Consider the following 16,057-nt stretch of genomic DNA (forward strand, 5'->3'; position numbering starts at 1 on the left):
CGCAAGGCGGCTTGCAGGACGGCTTACAGGGCGACGTGGAAGCGGCCGTCAGGGCGGGCTATCCGCGTCGTGGTCTCCAGGAGGCGGCCGAGGAGGTCGGGACGCGCGGCCACGAACCCCAGCTCGGACGCCGGGCGGTCGATGCCCATCTCGTACGGGCCGCCGTCCAGGCGGCGTAGTTCCGCGCCCGCCTCGGCGGCGACCAGCGCCCCGGCCGGCAGATCCACGATCTCGGGCAGATAGCCGACGATCCCGTCGATGTCACCGCGCGCCAGCATCGTCCACGCCACCAGCGGTGCCCACAGCTGGAGCATGCGGGCGCACTGCTTCTCCAAGGATGTGCGGAAGGCGAATGCGACGGGATCGTCCGACTTGACCTGGTGCCCCTGCGTCCATGCCAGCACGGGGTTCTCAGCCCGGCCGGGCCGCGGACGGTCAGGCAGCCTCAGCGGTGCCCCGTCCGGCCCCAGGGCGCCCTTCCCGCGCATCGCCGACCACGTCCGTCCCGACACCGGGTCGTGGACGACGCCCAAGACCGGCCGGGTGTGCGCGCACAGCGCCAGCCCCACCGCGTAGACCGGCATGCCGATCGCCACGTTGTTGGTGCCGTCCAGCGGATCGACGAGCCACACCAGCTCCTCGCCTCCGCCGGTGTCCTCGCCGGGCGCGCCGTCGAGGACACCGGACTCCTCCGCGATGATGCGATGCCCCGGATACGCGGCCCGCAGCCGCCCGACGATCAGTTCCTCGGCGGCCGTGTCCAGCGCCGTCACCACGTCCCCGCCCGCGCCCTTCGGGCGGACCTCCAGGGGACCGCCCATGCCCGCGCTCAGCAGGGCGCCCGCCGCCTCGGCGGCGTCCACCGCCACGCCGCGGGCCTGGCAGAGATCGACCGGAAGGGCCGCTGACGGGGTCGTGGGTTTCATCGGGGCCTCTCCAGTCGGGTTCCGGCGGCGGCCTACCGGCGCGCCGAGCATTGGGCGGCGGCGATCCTGCGCACGGAACGACGCAGGGCGCGCACCGTGTCGGCGAAGTCGGAACGAGAACGACGCACGCTATGCGTGGGCGTGCCCAGAGGGCCGAGGGACAGGTCGCCGCCACCCGGTATTTGGCGGCCCAAGGCGATCGTGGCCGCGTCCATGCCGTCCTCTATCAGCGTGCTATGGAACACGCCCGCCGGGAGGGTGTACGACTCCCCGGTCCGGTGCGCGGTGGAACGCCTCGGAGAGCAGCGGACGGCGCGCCCCGTCGCTCTCAGCTCGTCCACGTCCCCCTCGCTGACGACCTCGAACACCTGCCGCGCCGCCCCTCCGGCGGCCTCCCCGGCGGCCTCCTGGACGTCCATCCGCACGTTCCGCACCGTCCCGTACAGGACGAAGCTGAGCAGATCCCAGCTGTGGCAGTGGACCGCGGACGTGGTGGACGGCGCCGGACGTACCTCCGGCGTCCAGAGGTGCAGGCACACGCCGAGACCACCGCTGCGCTCCACCGGGAGGCACAGGAAGCCCAGCGGGTGCCGCACCGCCGGGACCGGCGGCCCGCCGTCCGCCGCGATGCCGTCCAGGATGCCGCCGAGGACGCCTCTCGCCCACGCCGGCAGCGTCCGCGCCGCCGTCCCGGCGCGGATCTCCCCGCGGATCTCCTCGTACTTCACCCCGGCGGCCTCGCCCCTCCGCGCTCCCGGCTCACTCGTACGGGTCCTTCGCCCGCAGCGCCTTACGGATGATCTCGATGACGTCCCGGTCGGTGTAGTCCCGCGCGAGGCCGATGCCGAGCACCTCGAACAGCTTGCGGACCTCCTCGACGGTCGGCTCGTCGTCCAGCGGCGCCAGCCTGGCCTGCTCGACCGGGACGCGGCGCGCCTGGTCCAGGCTGGTCTGCAGCTCCGCGCTCACCCAGCTGTAGTAGAACTTGGCGCTGTCGACGACCAGCGCCTCCCCGCGCGGATCGTCGCGGGTCACCACCACCCGCGACGCCGCCAGGTCGTAGCGCAGCGTCGTCATCGTCCGCGCCAGGCCGATGTCGATGTCGAGCATGGCGAACCGCTGCTTGTGCCAGCACGCCGCCAGGATCGTCGCGTACGCCTCCTTGCGGGTGCGCTCCAGCGTCCACGGCTCACCGGTCGCGTCCGGGCCGTCCGACACCGAACGGCGGTGGCGCGCGTACGCCTCGCACACCTCCACATCGGTGGGGTCGAGGATCTCCAGGCGGAACAGCAGCGTGCGCCGCTCCCTGCGGGCCGCCGCCACGCACTCCGGCAGCGTGCGCGCGCGTATGTACGTCCCCGTCCCGCCCTTGAAGAACCACCGGTCGGTGTCGCGGCGGGCCTCTTCCAGGACCTGCGCCACCTGCGCCCCGCTGATGACACGGACGACCGTGGTCTCGTCCAGCGTGTGCTTGGTGTCGGCCAGGACGTTCTCGAACCCCTCGATGTGGGCCAGCCTGCCGCTCAGGTCGTCGAGCGTCGCCGAGGACGCCCGGAGCGTGTCGCGGACCTCCGCCTCGACCGGGATGCGGCGCCCGCGGTCCCGCAGCACCGACGTCGCCAGCAGGCCGATCACCGCGAGGATCCCGCTGTTGGTGATGTCGGCCTCGTGCGGCAGGTTCACCCCGAGACCCAGCACCGCCACGACGATCGCCAGCACCAGCGCGATCACTGCGTCGGCGTTCTTCCCGAACCAGTTGGCGAAGCGGGTCATCTTCTGCGGTCATCCCGTCCTAGTCGGCGCCGCGGGCGTCCAGGGGGGCCAAGGGACCCGGAGGACCCACGGGATCCGCCTCGGACGGCACGGTCGGCGCCGTCATCGTAACCACAGCGCATGGACCGCGGAAAAGCCCCGCGGGTGAGGGCTTTGGTCCCTTGCGCGACCGGGTTCGGCCCCCATGCGCTATAGGCTCATCGCATGTACGTGCGGGGCTGGTGGACGGGGGCATGGCCCACCCGGCGTTCGCGCGCGCTCGACGTCTTCCTGGCGGTGTCCCTGGCCGCCGGCGACGGCGTGTTCCTGTGGTTCGCCGACCAGAAGTTCTGGCTGCCGCCGCCCGTCGTGTCGGCGTGCAGCGTCGTCCTCGGCCTGGCGCTCGTCGTGCGGCGCTCCCACCCCGTGGGGCTCGCCCTGTTCCTGCTCGTGTTCGGGACGATCACCGGCGCGGGCGTGTTCGCCGTCCTGGTCGTGCTGTACTCGCTCGCCGCCTACACCGCGTCCCGCTGGACGGTCCTGACGATCGCCGCCGTCACCTACATCGCCGCGCTGGCCTTCCCGTCCCCGACGGCGACGACGGACAACTTCGCCGTGCAGGCCATCTTCGGCATCGCGTTCATCGCGGTTCCCGTCCTGCTGGGCCTCTACATGGGGGCGCGCAAGCAGCTCCTCGCCTCGCTCCAGGAACGCGCGGCGAGGCTCGAACGTGAACAGCACCTCCTCGCAGAGCGCGCGCGGGGCGAGGAACGCACCCGCATCGCGCGGGAGATGCACGACGTGGTCGCCAACCGGATCAGCGTCATGGTCGTGCATGCGGGCGCGCTCAAGGCGATCGCCGCCCGCGACCCCGAGCGGGCCGCCGAGACCGCCACCATCATCGGGGACATGGGGCGGCAGGCCCTGGAGGAGCTCCGCCACGTCATCGGGGTCCTGCGCCAGGGCGAGGAGGCCCTTCCCCAGGAGGCGGTGACACTCGCTCACGTCCGCGAGCTCGTCGGCCAGTCCGGCGCCGCCGGCCTCCGCGTCGACCTGGCGGTCCGCGGCGAGGAGCGCCCGATGCCGATCGCCGTGGGACGGACGGTGTACCGCCTCGTCCAGGAGGCCCTCACCAACGTCCACAAGCACGCCGGGGCCGCCGACACCCGCGTCGGCCTCGGCCTGCTGCCCGAGGCGATCGAAGTGGAGATCGTCAACGACCCGCCCACCGCACGGCCCGAGCACCGGCTGCCGAGCGGCGGGAACGGCCTGGTCGGGCTGCGCGAGCGCGTCACCGCCCTCGGCGGCAGCTTCGAGGCCGGGCCCCGCGGAGGCGGCTACGCCGTCCGGGCGAGGCTGCCGCTGCCCGCGTCCTGACGGCGCGGACGCGGAATGTCGGGGCCCCTGAATACAGTGGTGGAAAGCAGGGGAGTACGCCGGACCAGGCCGGACCAGGGGAGTGCCGATGCGCCCAGTCACCGATCTGCGGCGCCGCGTGGCGCCGTTCGAGGTCGTCACCGAGATGACGCCGTCGGGCGACCAGCCGCAGGCGATCGCCGAGCTGACCGCCCGGATCGAGGCCGGCGACAAGGACGCGGTGCTGCTCGGCGCCACCGGCACCGGCAAGACCGCCACGATCGCGTGGCTGGTGGAGAAGCTGCAGCGGCCGGTCCTGGTCATGCAGCCGAACAAGACGCTCGCCGCCCAGTTCGCCAACGAGCTGCGCGAGATGCTGCCGCACAACGCCGTCGAGTACTTCGTGTCGTACTACGACTACTACCAGCCCGAGGCGTACATCCCGCAGACCGACACCTACATCGAGAAGGACTCCTCGATCAACGACGAGGTCGACCGGCTGCGGCACTCGGCGACCAACTCGCTGCTCACCCGCCGCGACACCATCGTCGTCGCGTCGGTGTCCTGCATCTACGGCCTCGGCACCCCGCAGGAGTACGTCGACCGCATGCTCCGGCTGCACACCGGCCAGGAGATCGACCGCGACGACCTGCTCCGCCGGCTCGTCGGCATGCAGTACACGCGCAACGACCTCGCCTTCACCCGCGGGACGTTCCGGGTCCGCGGCGACACCATCGAGATCATCCCGCAGTACGAGGAGCTCGCCGTCCGCATCGAGATGTTCGGCGACGAGATCGAGAAGCTCGCGACCCTGCACCCCCTCACCGGCGAGCTGATCACCGAGGACGACGAGCTGTACGTCTTCCCCGCCTCCCACTACGTCGCCGGCCCCGAGCGCATGGAGCGGGCCATCCGCGACATCGAGGCCGAGCTGGAGGAGACCCTCGCCGTGATGGAGCGGCGGGGCAAGATGCTGGAGGCGCAGCGGCTGCGCATGCGCACCACCTACGACATCGAGATGATGCGCCAGGTCGGCGCCTGCTCCGGCATCGAGAACTACTCCCGGCACATCGACGGCCGCGGCCCCGGTACCGCCCCCAACACCCTCCTCGACTACTTCCCGGAGGACTTCCTCCTCGTCATCGACGAGTCGCACCAGACCGTCCCGCAGATCGGCGCCATGTACGAGGGCGACGCGTCCCGCAAGCGGATGCTGGTCGAGCACGGGTTCCGGCTGCCGTCCGCGATGGACAACCGCCCCCTGAAGTGGGAGGAGTTCCTCGACCGCATCGGCCAGACCGTGTACCTGTCGGCGACGCCCGGCCCGTACGAGATGAACCGCGTCAAGGGCGACGTCGTCGAGCAGGTCATCCGCCCGACCGGCCTCATCGACCCCGAGATCGTCGTCAAGCCCACCAAGGGCCAGATCGACGACCTCATCCACGAGATCCGCGAGCGCACCGAGCGCGACGAGCGCGTCCTCGTCACCACCCTCACCAAGAAGATGGCCGAGGACCTCACCGACTACCTCCTCGAACTCGGCATCCAGGTCCGCTACCTGCACAGCGAGGTCGACACCCTGCGCCGGATCGAGCTGCTCCGCGAGCTGCGCTCCGGGGAGTTCGACGTCCTGGTCGGCATCAACCTGCTCCGCGAGGGCCTCGACCTGCCCGAGGTCTCCCTCGTCGCGATCCTGGACGCCGACAAGGAGGGCTTCCTGCGCTCCGAGACGTCCCTCATCCAGACGATCGGCCGCGCGGCCCGCAACGTCTCCGGCCAGGTCCACATGTACGCCGACACGGTCACCCCGTCGATGGAGCGCGCGATCGACGAGACCAGCCGGCGCCGCGCCAAGCAGCAGGCCTACAACGCCGAGCACGGCATCGAGCCGCGGGCCCTGCGCAAGCGCATCGCCGACATCCTCGACTCCCTCGCCCGCGAGGACGCCGACACCGAGACCCTCATCGGCGGCGCCGGGCGGCAGCAGTCCCGCGGCAAGGCCCCCGTCCCCGGCCTGGCGTCCAAGGCGGCCTCGCGCTCGGGGGAGGTCGGCCGCCACGCCGCCGACCTCGTCGGCGAACGGCCCCGCGAGGAGCTGGAGGCCCTCATCGAGCAGATGACCGACCAGATGCACCAGGCCGCCACCGACCTGCAGTTCGAGCTCGCCGCCCGCCTCCGCGACGAGATCAAGGAACTCAAACGCGAACTCCGCGACATGAAGGAGGCCGGTGTCAGGTGACCGCCGGGGCGCGCGTGCGGAAGGCGGCGTTCTCCCCGTGCCCGCGTCGGGCGATCGGCGCCGTCAGGTGAAGGAGAGCGCGACGCGGTCCTCCACGGGCCGGTAGCCGAGCCCCTGGTAGATGCCGTTGCTCGTCGGGTCGGCGAGGTCGGTGAACAGCACGACGTGTGCGGCGCCCGCGTCCAGCGCACCCGCGGTCACCGCGGCGGTGACCGCCGCTCCGTAGCCCCGGCGCCGGTGCGCGGCGGGGGTGTACACGGGCGCGACCCGCGCCATGCCGGCGACGACCGGCGTCCGCCCCGCCATCGACACCGGACGGCCGCCGGCCTCCCACAGTGTGAGCCCGCCCTCCGCGAGCCTGCCGTCGACCAGTTCGGTGTTCACGGGCCGGGACTGGCCGGCGTCGCGGTAGAAGGTCGCGAACCATTCCAGCACCAGCTCGCGGTCGCCGCCGCCGGCCGTGCGCGCGGCGCCCTCCGGCGGCGGATCGGGGACGTCCAGCCTGTCGAGCCGGTAGAGCCGCTGCCGCATCCTGACGCCGCTCGCGGCCCCGGTCCTGCTCGTCCACGCCTCGGCGAACGCCCCGGCCGCCGCCCGTGCCCCGTTGACCTCCGGCACCTTCGCGTCCCGCCCGGCCAGCGCGTCCGCCAGTTCCGCGGCCGCCGCCTGCGGCATCGCGCTCAGCAGCAGCGGATGTGCGCCGGTCCACATGCACACGCCCGCCACACGCCCCGCCGCCGTCCACCATCCGAGCAGCGTTTCCCCGTAGAGGCCGGGGCCCTGCCTCCGCAGGGCCTCGGCCACGGTCAGCGCCACGGTGTTCGCGACGGGATCAGCGCGCAGGAAACCGCTCGCCCGCGTGAGGAACTCCTCAAGATCATCGGTCAGCGTCCATCCCATACCCGAGCATGCGCACACCCCTGCCCGCCTCGCACCCCGTTTTCCGGCGGCGGCCATGCCCGGCACCCTCGCCCGCGGCCCGGACATTAATGGGAGGACGCGGCCCGGGGCGCGGCCTACGATCGCGGGATGGGGCATGAGGTTCGGCCGGCGCGGCCCGAGGATCTCCCGGGGCTGGCGGAGATCGAGAACTCGGGCGACCCGATGTTCGAGGAGATCGGGATCGTGTTCCCGCCCGGTCCGACCGTGATCGAGCAGGTGATCGGCAAGGGCGCCGGGATCGTGGTCGCCGGTGACCCGCCGGTCGGGTTCGCGGCGACCCGGCAGGTCGATGGCGCCGCGCACCTGGAGCAGATCTCGGTGCGCGGCGACCTGACCGGGCGGGGCATCGGCGTCCGGCTGCTGGAGGAGGTCGTGGCGCGGGCGGCGGCGGCCGGATCGCCCGGTGTCAGCCTGCTGACGTTCCGGGACGTCCCGTGGAACGGCCCCTGGTACGCGCGGCACGGGTTCGCGGAGCTGCCCGAGGACCGGTGGGGGCCGGGCCTCAGGTCCTACTGGGACGCCGAGGTCGAGGCCGGGCTGCACGAGCTGGGTCCGCGGGTCGTCATGTGGGCGCCGGCCGGGGAGCGGTAGCCTCGGCACCGGCGCCCCGGTGCCGATCATCCGCGGCATCCGGCTGATGATCTACAATGTAAAGGCGGGAACCGGGAGCGGCTCGTGGACGTCTGCCCCAGGGACGTACAAGGAGGACGATGACCAGCCCGGTGGCATGGATGCGGGCCCGTCTCGGCGAACGAAGGGCCGCGCTCGTCCTGCTGGTGGTGCTGCTGGCACTGGCCGTCGTCCCGCTGGCGGCGATGCCCGCGGTCCGCTGCGAGGTCTTCGGCGGCGGCTGCCCCAGGCCCGCACCGGAGAAGCGCACCGACCCGGTCGCGGTCCGCAGGGGACCCACGCCGCTCGAAGTGGCCACGCGGGGTTCGTATGTCGCGCTGGGGGACTCGTACTCGGCGGGCGTCGGCGCGGAGGCGACGGTGGCCGACCAGAACCCGCTCGACCGCTGCCATCGGACGTCCAAGGCGTACTACCACGAGGTCTCCCAGGCGTTTCGTTTCGCCAGGGGCACGTCGTTCTGGGCGTGTTCCGGCGCGACGACCGACGACGTCCTGGACGGGCGGGGCGGTGAGCCCCCGCAGATCGGGCGGATCGGACGCGACACCAGCCTGATCACCATCAGCATCGGCGGCAACGACGTCGGGTTCTCCAAGGTGCTCGCCGGATGCGTCGTCAAGCTGCCGTGGGGCAGGGGCTGCACCTCGCAGGGCGAGGAGATCGCCGGCAAGATGTCCGAACTGCGGCAGGATCTTCCGGCCCTGCTCGCGAAGATCACCGCGCGGGCCCCCTACGCGCGGGTGATCGTGATGGGGTACCCGAAGGCGTTCTCCGAGGTCAGCGGCGTGGACGGGGACAACATCACGGTGTCGGACCAGCGTTGGCTGAATGCGCGCGCCTACGATCTGGGGCGGCTGATCCGCCAGTCCGTCATCGAGGCGGACGCGCGCAAGGCCGCGACGCACGGCCGCGGCAGCGTCGAGTTCGTCGACGCCTACAGTGCGTTCGCCGGCCACGAGGTCGGCAGCCCGAACGCGTACATGAACGGCCTGACACTGAACCTGTCGGCGCTGGAGGCCGAGCCGCGCAGCTACCACCCGACGATCGCCGGGCAGCACGCCCTGGCCCAGTTGTTCACCGAGCAGATCAAGAAGGGACCGGGCCGCCCGCTGTCCTAGCGCGGGACGGCGCGTTCCACCGCGATCGCCACAAGGTCCTGTACCTCCTCGTCGGAGAACACTCCCGGGAGGGTGAGGTGCTCGACGATCAGCCAGTTGAGGGCGAGGTAGAGCAGCCGGACGGAGGTGGCGTCGCCGGGCAGGCCGCTGTCCAGGTGGTAGGCGATGTTGGCGTCGATGTCCGCCCGCACCCGCTCGGTCAGCACGGCGCGCAGTTCCGGGCGCCGGGTCGCCTCCAGGCGCAGTTCCAGCAGTGCCAGGTAGCCGGTGCGGAAGCCGGAGATACGTCCGATCACGTCGCGGAGGAGTTCGGTGACCTTGGCGATGTCGCGGGGCCCCTCCAGGGTCCCGGCCACGGTGGACGCGTCGGGCTGCAGGCGCTCGTAGATCCGGCCGCCCGCCTGGGTGAGCAGGTCGTCCCGGTTGGCGAAGTAGTTGGACGCGGTGCCGGCCGGGACGCTCGCCTCGGCGTCCACCGCCCGGAACGTCAGCCCGCGCGCCCCCTCCCTGGCCAGGACCTCGATGGCGGCGTCGACCAGTGCCGCCCGCCGTTCGGTGTTCCGCCGCATGTTGACACCACTCCAGTTGTAGTACTACGTTCTAGCCACTACAAGCAGAGTACTACGTATGGAGTTCATTTATGCGAAAGCTCGTCTACTACGTCGGCGTCAGCATCGACGGCTACATCGCGGGGCCGGGCGGCGAGTTCGACTTCTACCCGCTCGGGGACGACATGGCGGCCTGGATCAACGAGCGCTACCCGGAGACGATCCCCACGCACGTCCGTCCGCATTTCGGCCTTGAGGGAGCGCCGAACAAGCGGTTCGACACGCTGGTGATGGGGCTCGGCACCTACCGGCCGGCCCTCGACATCAACGTGACCAGCCCGTACGCGCACCTTCGGCAGTACGTCGTCTCCACCACGCTCGACGAGATCGCCGACCCCGGCGTGGAACTGGTCAGAGAGCCGCTCGACGTCGTCCGCGAACTCAAGGCCGAGGACGGTGACATGGACATCTGGCTCGCCGGTGGCGGCAGGCTCGCCGGTGCCCTCCTCCCCGAGATCGACGAACTGATCGTCAAGTCGTATCCGGTGGTGGCCGGGGACGGCATCTCCGCCTTCTCCGGCGGGTTCCGACCGACCCGGTTCGCGCCGGCCGAGCGGAAGCCGTTCGGCAACGGCGCCCAGGTCACCTGGTTCACCCGCGTTCCGTAGTGTGGAAACCAGGGGGTCCGTGGAGGGGAGGAGCCGATGGCCGTCACGATGGCGCTCGCCGGGGACACCATGCTGGGACGCGGCGTGGCGGACGAGATCGCGGTGTCCGGTCCGCACGGCCTGTTCTCGGAGGGGGTGCGCGAGGTCTTCGCGGAGGCCGACCTCGTGCTGCTGAACCTGGAATGCTGCATCTCCGAGCGCGGACGGCCCTGGGGCGCCCCGGGCAAGCCCTTCCATTTCCGGGCGCCGCCGGCCGCCGCCGAAGCCCTCACCGACCTCGGTGTCGACTGCGTGACGCTCGCCAACAACCACGCCCTGGACTTCGGGCCCGACGCGCTGGCGGACACACTCGCCATTCTGCGGCGGGCCGGCGTCCGGACGGTCGGGGCCGGTGCCGATCTGGAGGAGGCGCGGGAGCCCGTCGTCCTGGAAGCCCGGGACACCCGGATCGCGGTCGTGGGCATCACCGATCATCCGGCCGATTTCGCCGCCGGGCCCGATCGTCCCGGTGTCGCGCACGTCGATCTGTGGGGCGGCGTCCCCGATGACCTGGTGAGGCGGATCCGCCGGCTTCGGGACGAGGCCGATGCGGTACTGGTGATGCCGCACTGGGGGCCGAACATGACCGATGAGCCGCTGGGTTACGTCCGGCGTGCGGCCGAGGCGCTGGTGGACGCCGGCGCGTCGCTCATCGCGGGGAGTTCGGCGCACGTGTTCCACGGTGTTTCCTGGCCGGTCATGTTCGACATGGGGGATTTCATCGACGATTACGTCGTTGACCGGCAGCTCCGCAACGACCTGGGCCTGGTGTTCCTGGTCACCGTGGACGGCGGTGGCCCGTCCCGGATCGAGGCGGTGCCGGTCCGGCTCGACCTCGCGCACACCCGGCTGGCCGAGGGCGCCGACCGCGCCTGGATCGTCGACCGCTTCACCGCGGCCTGTGCCGCCTTCGGGACGGAGGTCACCGTCCGGGGTGACCGGCTCGTCCTTGAGCCGAGGCCCGGCGCGCCATAGCGGATCGCCGAGGGGTGGGTACTCGTCCGCCAGCGCGTCGGCCGATCTCGCGCCGGAGCCGTTCCGGCAGCGTCCCTCACCGCGACCGCAATGTTACCGAATGCACTCAATGGGTAGCTAAGCGCAATGGCAGGTCCGGTCCATCCCGCACGCGGTGTTTCCTATCCCGTCACCGCGCTGTTCATGGTGGGCGTCTTCCTGCTCGGCGCGGCGTTCATCGCCTCCTACGTGGGCGGACTCCACGCACCGCATCCCCACCGGGTGCCGGTGGCGGTGGCCGGCCCGGCGGACGCCACCGCACGGGTCGATGCCGCACTGCGCCGCGAGGGCGACGCGTTCGACCTGCGCACCTACCCGACCACCGCGTCCGCACGCCAGGCGATCCAGCACCGGGACGTGTACGGCGCCTACCTGCCCCAGCAGGGCCGGCTGCTCATCACCTCCGCCTTCGGCCCGACCACCAGCGGCCTCCTGCGCAGCGCCTTCGCCCCGGTGGCCGCCGCCGACGGCCTGCGCCTGTCCGTGCAGGACGTGGTGCCGGCCGACCCCGGCGACCCGGAGGGACTCGTCCCGTTCTACCTGGTGATCGGATGGATCGTGAGCGCCTACCTGGTCGCCGCGATCGTCGGCCTCTACCGCGGCATGGCGGCCATCACGCTCCGCGACGCCCTCGTCCGCCTTGCCGCCTTCGCGGTGTACTCGGCGGTGGCCGGCGCGATGGGCACCCTCATCGTGGAAACCGGCTACGGCTACCTGCCCGACAGCCCGTGGCCGCTCACCGGCGTCGGCGCCCTGTGCGTCTTCGCCGTGGCGGCGGCGACCGCCGCGGCCGAGAGCCTGCTCGGGATCATCGGGACGGCGTTGACGATCCTGGTGTTCGTGGTGCTCGGCAACCCCTCGGCGGGCGGCCCGTGGCCGCTGCCGCTCCTGCCGGCGTTCTGGCGGACGGCCGGCCCCTGGCCGCCCAACTGGGCCGGCACGGAAGCCGTACGGAACGCCGTCTACTTCGACGGCCACGCCTTGACGCGCCCCCTGCTCGTCCTCGCCGCCTACGCCGCCGCCGGAATCGTGCTCTTCCTCCTCCTGGCCGGACGCACGAACCCCGTGATGCGCTTCCCCGCCCACTCCACCGCCTGACCGGCATGTGCGAAGCCGGACCGAGAACACGGCTGTGGACAGCCCTGACGCTCCTGCAGGACCGTTTCCGCGACCTTGCATTATGTGTGCCGCGTCCTCATGGGCCGGTACCAGAAGTTGCTCAACTGGAGCATCGTGGAAAACCCCTACAAAAAAGGGGGGGTGACCCGTAACTCTTCGGTTCTCCTGACAAGACCTTTGCTCAAGATCACTGCTGTTGTTATGGTCTCCATGCTTTCCGGAAATTCCGACCATCCGGTGAACCAATCGAGGTGCCGGAGGTGACGGAAACAGCGGGTGGACCCTGAGAGACGCCGAACGCGGCGGCCGAAAGGCCGCCGCGCTGGGCATACATGCACTCCCAGAGTACTCCCTGTCCGGTGGGCAATGCCATGTCCGCATCACGGAGAGGGTCTCCATGCGAAAGACACTGAAGGGCGGCCTGGTCATGGCCGCCACGGCCGGCGTCATCATCCTCGGCGGGGCCGGTGCCGCCATGGCCGAGGGGAACGCCGCACCTGCCCCCGACCCGACCGCCACCGAGGGCTCGGTCACCTTGGACCCGGGCACCGGTGACGTGACCGCCCAGGGCACCAAGAACGTCGGCGGCGGCACGTGGAACTACGGCTCCAACCGGGTTCAGGATTACGGCTGGTCGGACTACTACCACCCCACGAACTGCCACGGCTCGTCCGCGAGGTCGGGCAGGCACTACGCCGCGGATCACGGCGTCGCGGCGAAGCGGTGGTCCGAGGCCACGGTCACGAAGGACGGCACGGTCAAGGTGTACTGGACGAACAAGTGCTGATCCTCGGTGAGGCCGCCTACGGCCGATCTGTCTGAGTGAGCGCGCCGCAGGGGTGACGGGGTGACAGAAGTCATCGCGTCACCCCTGTGTGCCAGTGAACGACCTTGGATTGCGAGGGAATGCTCCCATGCGTCACCCCGGTTTGAAGATCGTCCATGCCGTCATGCTCGCCGTCTCGGTGCTGCTCGCGTTCTTCGTATTGCAGGATCTCGACGAGGAGCCCGCAACGGGCGAGGCGGCCTCGATCTGGATTCTGGATAATCGTGATGCCGTGAGTGGTGCACAGACCGCACGGATGGTGGACTCCTTCGCGCGTGGGCATCGGGTGTCGGTCGTGCGGGAGGTCCAGGACTTCCGGGAACCCGATCGCCTCCTGCATCTTTACATCGCCTCAGGCGACGCCGGATCGGCTCCGGAGTCATGGGCGCGGCGGGGGGTCTCCTCCTTCGGGCACGGCATCCGTACCGAAACCCATCCGTTGAAGGAGAGCGGCTTTCTCGACCCCAGGGGCATGTACAAGGTGTACGGCTCTCGTCGCGCCATCGAGGAACTACGCGCCGAGTTCGCCGGGATCGGCCTCGTCGGGGAGTTGGTCGAGCCTGTCGGGTTCGGCGAGCGTCTCGTGCGTTACGCGCATTCTTCGCTGGGATCGGCCTATTACGTCGTCGCGCTGACCGTGGTGCTGACCGTGGGCGCGAGCGTGCTGCTGAGCGCCAAGGGCTACGGAGTGCTGCGGCTTCAGGGCATGTCGTTCCCGGCGATTCTCCGGCTGGATCTGCGCCGGTCGGCGCCCTTCTGGCTCATCGCCGTCGCGGTGGTCACGACGATCACACTGGTCTTTCTCGGCATGTACAACGGCTTCGCTCACGTCGGGCTGTTCGTCATGGTCGCGGGCGGTTTGGCGGGAGTGCTGTGCCTGCTCTCCCTCATCACCCATCTGGGCGCGTTGGCCTTGGTGACCCGTACCGGTGTGCTGCGGGGGCTGAAAGGGGAGGTGACGGCCAGGCCGGCGATGGGGAGCGTCTATCTGCTGCGGGTCATCGCCGCGCTTCTGGTCCTCATTATCGGCGGTGCCGCCCTGGCGTCCGCACGGGATTTCGCGCAGCGGCAGGCGAGTCAGCAGCGCTTCGCCGCGCTGGGAGAGGCCAATTACATCAGGCTTCCCGGCAGCCGGACGGAGAATGCCTCCGAGGAGGCGGCGGCGCGGGTCGGCCGGTGGTTACGGCGGGTCGATGAGCGGGGGCAGGTCATCGCGATCTACCGGTGGTACCTGAACGATTTCAGCTCCGCGAAGCAAAGACTTCCCGAAGGTGAACTGCTGTTCGTCAACGACACCTTTCTCGCCGAGCAGCCGATCCTGGACCCGTCAGGGAGGCGATACGGCCCGGATCCTCGGGGGCGGTTGCGGGTCATCATCCCGGAGCGCCTGCGTGAATACGCCCAGACCATCATCGACAACGTTCCGGCGGGAGTTCACCCCGCAGACGGCGGGAAGCTGGTGCGCAGGGCCGGTGTGGACCAGGTGTGGGCGAAAGACGGCCAGACGGTCTTCACCTTCGGCTCCGAGAGCGAAGGGCTGGACGAACCCCTGCTACACGATCCCGTTCTCGTCGTCATTCCCAACGGATCGTCCCTCACCTCGGACGCCGACTATACGGCGATGGCGACCCATAACGGGATCATCTTCAAGAACCCTCAGGATCTTCTGTCCGCCCTCGGACGGGACATCCCGAGAGAAGACATCGCGGACATGAATCCGGTCGGTCAGAACGCCGCTGGGGAATACGCCGAATCTGCGCACGAGTTACGGGTCAGCGGGTTGAGTCTGACTGCGGCCCTAGTTGTGCTGTTCACCACCGGGCTGGGGGTGTGCATGATCTACGCCCGCAAGAACGCCCAGGCCATCTTCGCCAAGCACATCAACGGCTGGTCGTTCTGGACGATCCATCGCCGCCTGTTCGCCCTGGACGCCCTCGTCGCCTGCGGGCTGCTGGGCTGGGTCGGCTGGGGGATCTGGACCAGGGTCAAAGCGCTCGACCGATTCACCGCCAGGGGCGTTCCGGCGCCGCCAAGCCTGCCCCCGGCCGACTGGTGGGAACTGGCGCCCGCCGCGGGGGTGGCCGCACTGGCGACGATCCTGCTGACGGCCGGGCTCGCCTTCGCCCACCGCCGCATCGTGACCGAACACGCCGCCGATGTCTGAGCACACCGGGAGCCCGCCCATGATCACCGTTAAGAACCTGTCCAAGTCCTTCGGCCGCCGTACGCTGTGGTCCGACCTCGCTCTCACGGCCAAGGCGGGCGAGATGCTCGCCGTGACCGGCCCCAGCGGATCAGGCAAGTCGACCCTGCTCAACTGTATCGGCCTGCTGGAGTCGCCGACCAGCGGACAGATCCTCTACGAGGGCACCGACACGACGCGGTTCGGCAGGCGGGCCGCGCGTCGCTTCCGCCGTGACGTCCTGGGCTATCTGTTCCAGAACTACGCGCTGATCGAGAACGCCACCGTCGCCGAAAACCTCGACATCGCGTCCCCCAACCGACGCGACCGCCATGCGCGCCACCTCGACGCGCTCGACCGCGTGGGTCTGGTCGGACGGGAGAAGGAGAAGGTCCACCATCTCAGCGGCGGCGAACAGCAGCGCGTCGCCCTCGCCCGCCTCCTGGTCAAGCAGCCCTCCCTGATCCTGGCGGACGAGCCGACGGGGGCCCTCGACAGCACCAACGCCGCCATGGTCATCGACACGCTGCGGCAGCTGAGCGACACCGGCTGCACCGTGATCATCGCCACCCACAGTGACTATATCCAAGGCAGATGTGACACCACCTTTGAGATCACCTCTGCAGAGGCCGACCTGGTGGACCGCACGCCGGTGGTGGTCAAGCGTCCCGGGTCCTGAAGGCGGGACGGAAGGCGGAGTG

At 70.5% G+C, this 16,057-nt stretch carries 15 protein-coding genes; 10 read left to right on the forward strand and 5 right to left on the reverse strand.

Annotated features, from left to right (window positions below; translation table 11 throughout):
• Positions 1–23: 23 nt before the first annotated feature.
• From ACQP1N_RS13720 to ACQP1N_RS13730, 3 genes are read right to left on the reverse strand one after another with little or no spacing between them, the layout of a single operon-like run.
• Positions 24–926 carry an inositol monophosphatase family protein gene (locus ACQP1N_RS13720; protein WP_067794041.1) on the reverse strand — a complete coding sequence of 301 codons (903 nt, stop codon included), beginning with the start codon at positions 924–926 and terminating at the stop codon, positions 24–26.
• Positions 927–958: 32 nt separating this feature from the next.
• A complete protein-coding gene (locus ACQP1N_RS13725) occupies positions 959–1,654 on the reverse strand; it encodes a hypothetical protein (protein WP_433231634.1) in 696 nt (231 codons plus the stop codon).
• A gap of 31 nt (positions 1,655–1,685) precedes the next feature.
• Complete coding sequence (locus ACQP1N_RS13730) at positions 1,686–2,699, reverse strand: hypothetical protein (protein ID WP_067794043.1); 1,014 nt, start codon at positions 2,697–2,699, stop codon at positions 1,686–1,688.
• A gap of 204 nt (positions 2,700–2,903) precedes the next feature.
• Here ACQP1N_RS13730 and ACQP1N_RS13735 point away from each other — a divergent pair, with 204 nt between their 5' ends.
• Positions 2,904–4,055, forward strand: coding sequence for a sensor histidine kinase (locus tag ACQP1N_RS13735; RefSeq protein WP_433231636.1), 1,152 nt, complete (start codon positions 2,904–2,906; stop codon positions 4,053–4,055).
• A gap of 88 nt (positions 4,056–4,143) precedes the next feature.
• Complete coding sequence (gene uvrB / locus ACQP1N_RS13740; protein ID WP_067794045.1) at positions 4,144–6,273, forward strand: excinuclease ABC subunit UvrB; 2,130 nt, start codon at positions 4,144–4,146, stop codon at positions 6,271–6,273.
• Positions 6,274–6,336: 63 nt separating this feature from the next.
• On the opposite strand, the gene ACQP1N_RS13745 is transcribed toward uvrB, so the two are convergent.
• Positions 6,337–7,173, reverse strand: a complete 837-nt coding sequence (locus ACQP1N_RS13745) for a GNAT family N-acetyltransferase (protein WP_433231639.1) — start codon at positions 7,171–7,173, stop codon at positions 6,337–6,339.
• A gap of 129 nt (positions 7,174–7,302) precedes the next feature.
• Between ACQP1N_RS13745 and ACQP1N_RS13750 the strand changes: the two genes are divergently transcribed.
• The gene (locus ACQP1N_RS13750; RefSeq protein ID WP_067794047.1) at positions 7,303–7,806 is read left to right on the forward strand and encodes a GNAT family N-acetyltransferase; all 504 of its coding nucleotides are present in this window, start codon (positions 7,303–7,305) and stop codon (positions 7,804–7,806) included.
• 119 nt (positions 7,807–7,925) lie between these two features.
• Positions 7,926–8,960 (forward strand): SGNH/GDSL hydrolase family protein, encoded by a 1,035-nt coding sequence (locus tag ACQP1N_RS13755; protein WP_067794048.1) that lies wholly within the window; start codon positions 7,926–7,928, stop codon positions 8,958–8,960.
• Here the strand turns inward: ACQP1N_RS13755 and ACQP1N_RS13760 are convergent.
• On the reverse strand, positions 8,957–9,529 hold the full coding sequence (locus tag ACQP1N_RS13760) for a TetR/AcrR family transcriptional regulator (RefSeq protein ID WP_067794049.1): 573 nt from the start codon (positions 9,527–9,529) through the stop codon (positions 8,957–8,959). The two genes, ACQP1N_RS13755 and ACQP1N_RS13760, sit on opposite strands and share 4 nt — an antisense overlap.
• Positions 9,530–9,600: 71 nt before the next feature.
• Here ACQP1N_RS13760 and ACQP1N_RS13765 point away from each other — a divergent pair, with 71 nt between their 5' ends.
• From ACQP1N_RS13765 to ACQP1N_RS13790, 6 genes are all read left to right on the forward strand, one after another.
• Positions 9,601–10,176 (forward strand): dihydrofolate reductase family protein, encoded by a 576-nt coding sequence (locus ACQP1N_RS13765; protein WP_067794050.1) that lies wholly within the window; start codon positions 9,601–9,603, stop codon positions 10,174–10,176.
• Between the two features lie 36 nt (positions 10,177–10,212).
• Complete coding sequence (locus tag ACQP1N_RS13770) at positions 10,213–11,190, forward strand: CapA family protein (protein ID WP_433231643.1); 978 nt, start codon at positions 10,213–10,215, stop codon at positions 11,188–11,190.
• 126 nt (positions 11,191–11,316) lie between these two features.
• Positions 11,317–12,327 carry a hypothetical protein gene (locus ACQP1N_RS13775; protein WP_433231645.1) on the forward strand — a complete coding sequence of 337 codons (1,011 nt, stop codon included), beginning with the start codon at positions 11,317–11,319 and terminating at the stop codon, positions 12,325–12,327.
• A gap of 418 nt (positions 12,328–12,745) precedes the next feature.
• On the forward strand, positions 12,746–13,135 hold the full coding sequence (locus tag ACQP1N_RS13780; RefSeq protein WP_067794053.1) for a lactococcin 972 family bacteriocin: 390 nt from the start codon (positions 12,746–12,748) through the stop codon (positions 13,133–13,135).
• A gap of 127 nt (positions 13,136–13,262) precedes the next feature.
• Positions 13,263–15,338 carry a hypothetical protein gene (locus tag ACQP1N_RS13785; protein WP_433231648.1) on the forward strand — a complete coding sequence of 692 codons (2,076 nt, stop codon included), beginning with the start codon at positions 13,263–13,265 and terminating at the stop codon, positions 15,336–15,338.
• Positions 15,339–15,357: 19 nt separating this feature from the next.
• The gene (locus ACQP1N_RS13790; RefSeq protein WP_433231650.1) at positions 15,358–16,035 is read left to right on the forward strand and encodes an ATP-binding cassette domain-containing protein; all 678 of its coding nucleotides are present in this window, start codon (positions 15,358–15,360) and stop codon (positions 16,033–16,035) included.
• Positions 16,036–16,057: the final 22 nt, after the last annotated feature.

The sequence above is a fragment of the Actinomadura formosensis genome (genome assembly GCF_050948385.1).
GTDB classification, from domain to species: domain Bacteria; phylum Actinomycetota; class Actinomycetes; order Streptosporangiales; family Streptosporangiaceae; genus Spirillospora; species Spirillospora formosensis.

Bases quoted from the DNA above. Each gene is read 5' to 3' on its own strand.
- ACQP1N_RS13720 (WP_067794041.1), bottom strand. From the start codon at position 926: ATGAAACCCACGACCCCGTCAGCGGCCCTTCCGGTCGATCTCTGCCAG.
- ACQP1N_RS13760 (WP_067794049.1), bottom strand. From the start codon at position 9,529: ATGCGGCGGAACACCGAACGGCGGGCGGCACTGGTCGACGCCGCCATC.
- ACQP1N_RS13745 (WP_433231639.1), bottom strand. From the start codon at position 7,173: ATGGGATGGACGCTGACCGATGATCTTGAGGAGTTCCTCACGCGGGCG.
- ACQP1N_RS13780 (WP_067794053.1), top strand. From the start codon at position 12,746: ATGCGAAAGACACTGAAGGGCGGCCTGGTCATGGCCGCCACGGCCGGC.
- ACQP1N_RS13750 (WP_067794047.1), top strand. From the start codon at position 7,303: ATGGGGCATGAGGTTCGGCCGGCGCGGCCCGAGGATCTCCCGGGGCTG.
- ACQP1N_RS13790 (WP_433231650.1), top strand. From the start codon at position 15,358: ATGATCACCGTTAAGAACCTGTCCAAGTCCTTCGGCCGCCGTACGCTG.
- ACQP1N_RS13735 (WP_433231636.1), top strand. From the start codon at position 2,904: ATGTACGTGCGGGGCTGGTGGACGGGGGCATGGCCCACCCGGCGTTCG.
- ACQP1N_RS13755 (WP_067794048.1), top strand. From the start codon at position 7,926: ATGACCAGCCCGGTGGCATGGATGCGGGCCCGTCTCGGCGAACGAAGG.
- ACQP1N_RS13770 (WP_433231643.1), top strand. From the start codon at position 10,213: ATGGCCGTCACGATGGCGCTCGCCGGGGACACCATGCTGGGACGCGGC.
- uvrB (WP_067794045.1), top strand. From the start codon at position 4,144: ATGCGCCCAGTCACCGATCTGCGGCGCCGCGTGGCGCCGTTCGAGGTC.
- ACQP1N_RS13765 (WP_067794050.1), top strand. From the start codon at position 9,601: ATGCGAAAGCTCGTCTACTACGTCGGCGTCAGCATCGACGGCTACATC.
- ACQP1N_RS13730 (WP_067794043.1), bottom strand. From the start codon at position 2,699: ATGACCCGCTTCGCCAACTGGTTCGGGAAGAACGCCGACGCAGTGATC.
- ACQP1N_RS13775 (WP_433231645.1), top strand. From the start codon at position 11,317: ATGGCAGGTCCGGTCCATCCCGCACGCGGTGTTTCCTATCCCGTCACC.
- ACQP1N_RS13785 (WP_433231648.1), top strand. From the start codon at position 13,263: ATGCGTCACCCCGGTTTGAAGATCGTCCATGCCGTCATGCTCGCCGTC.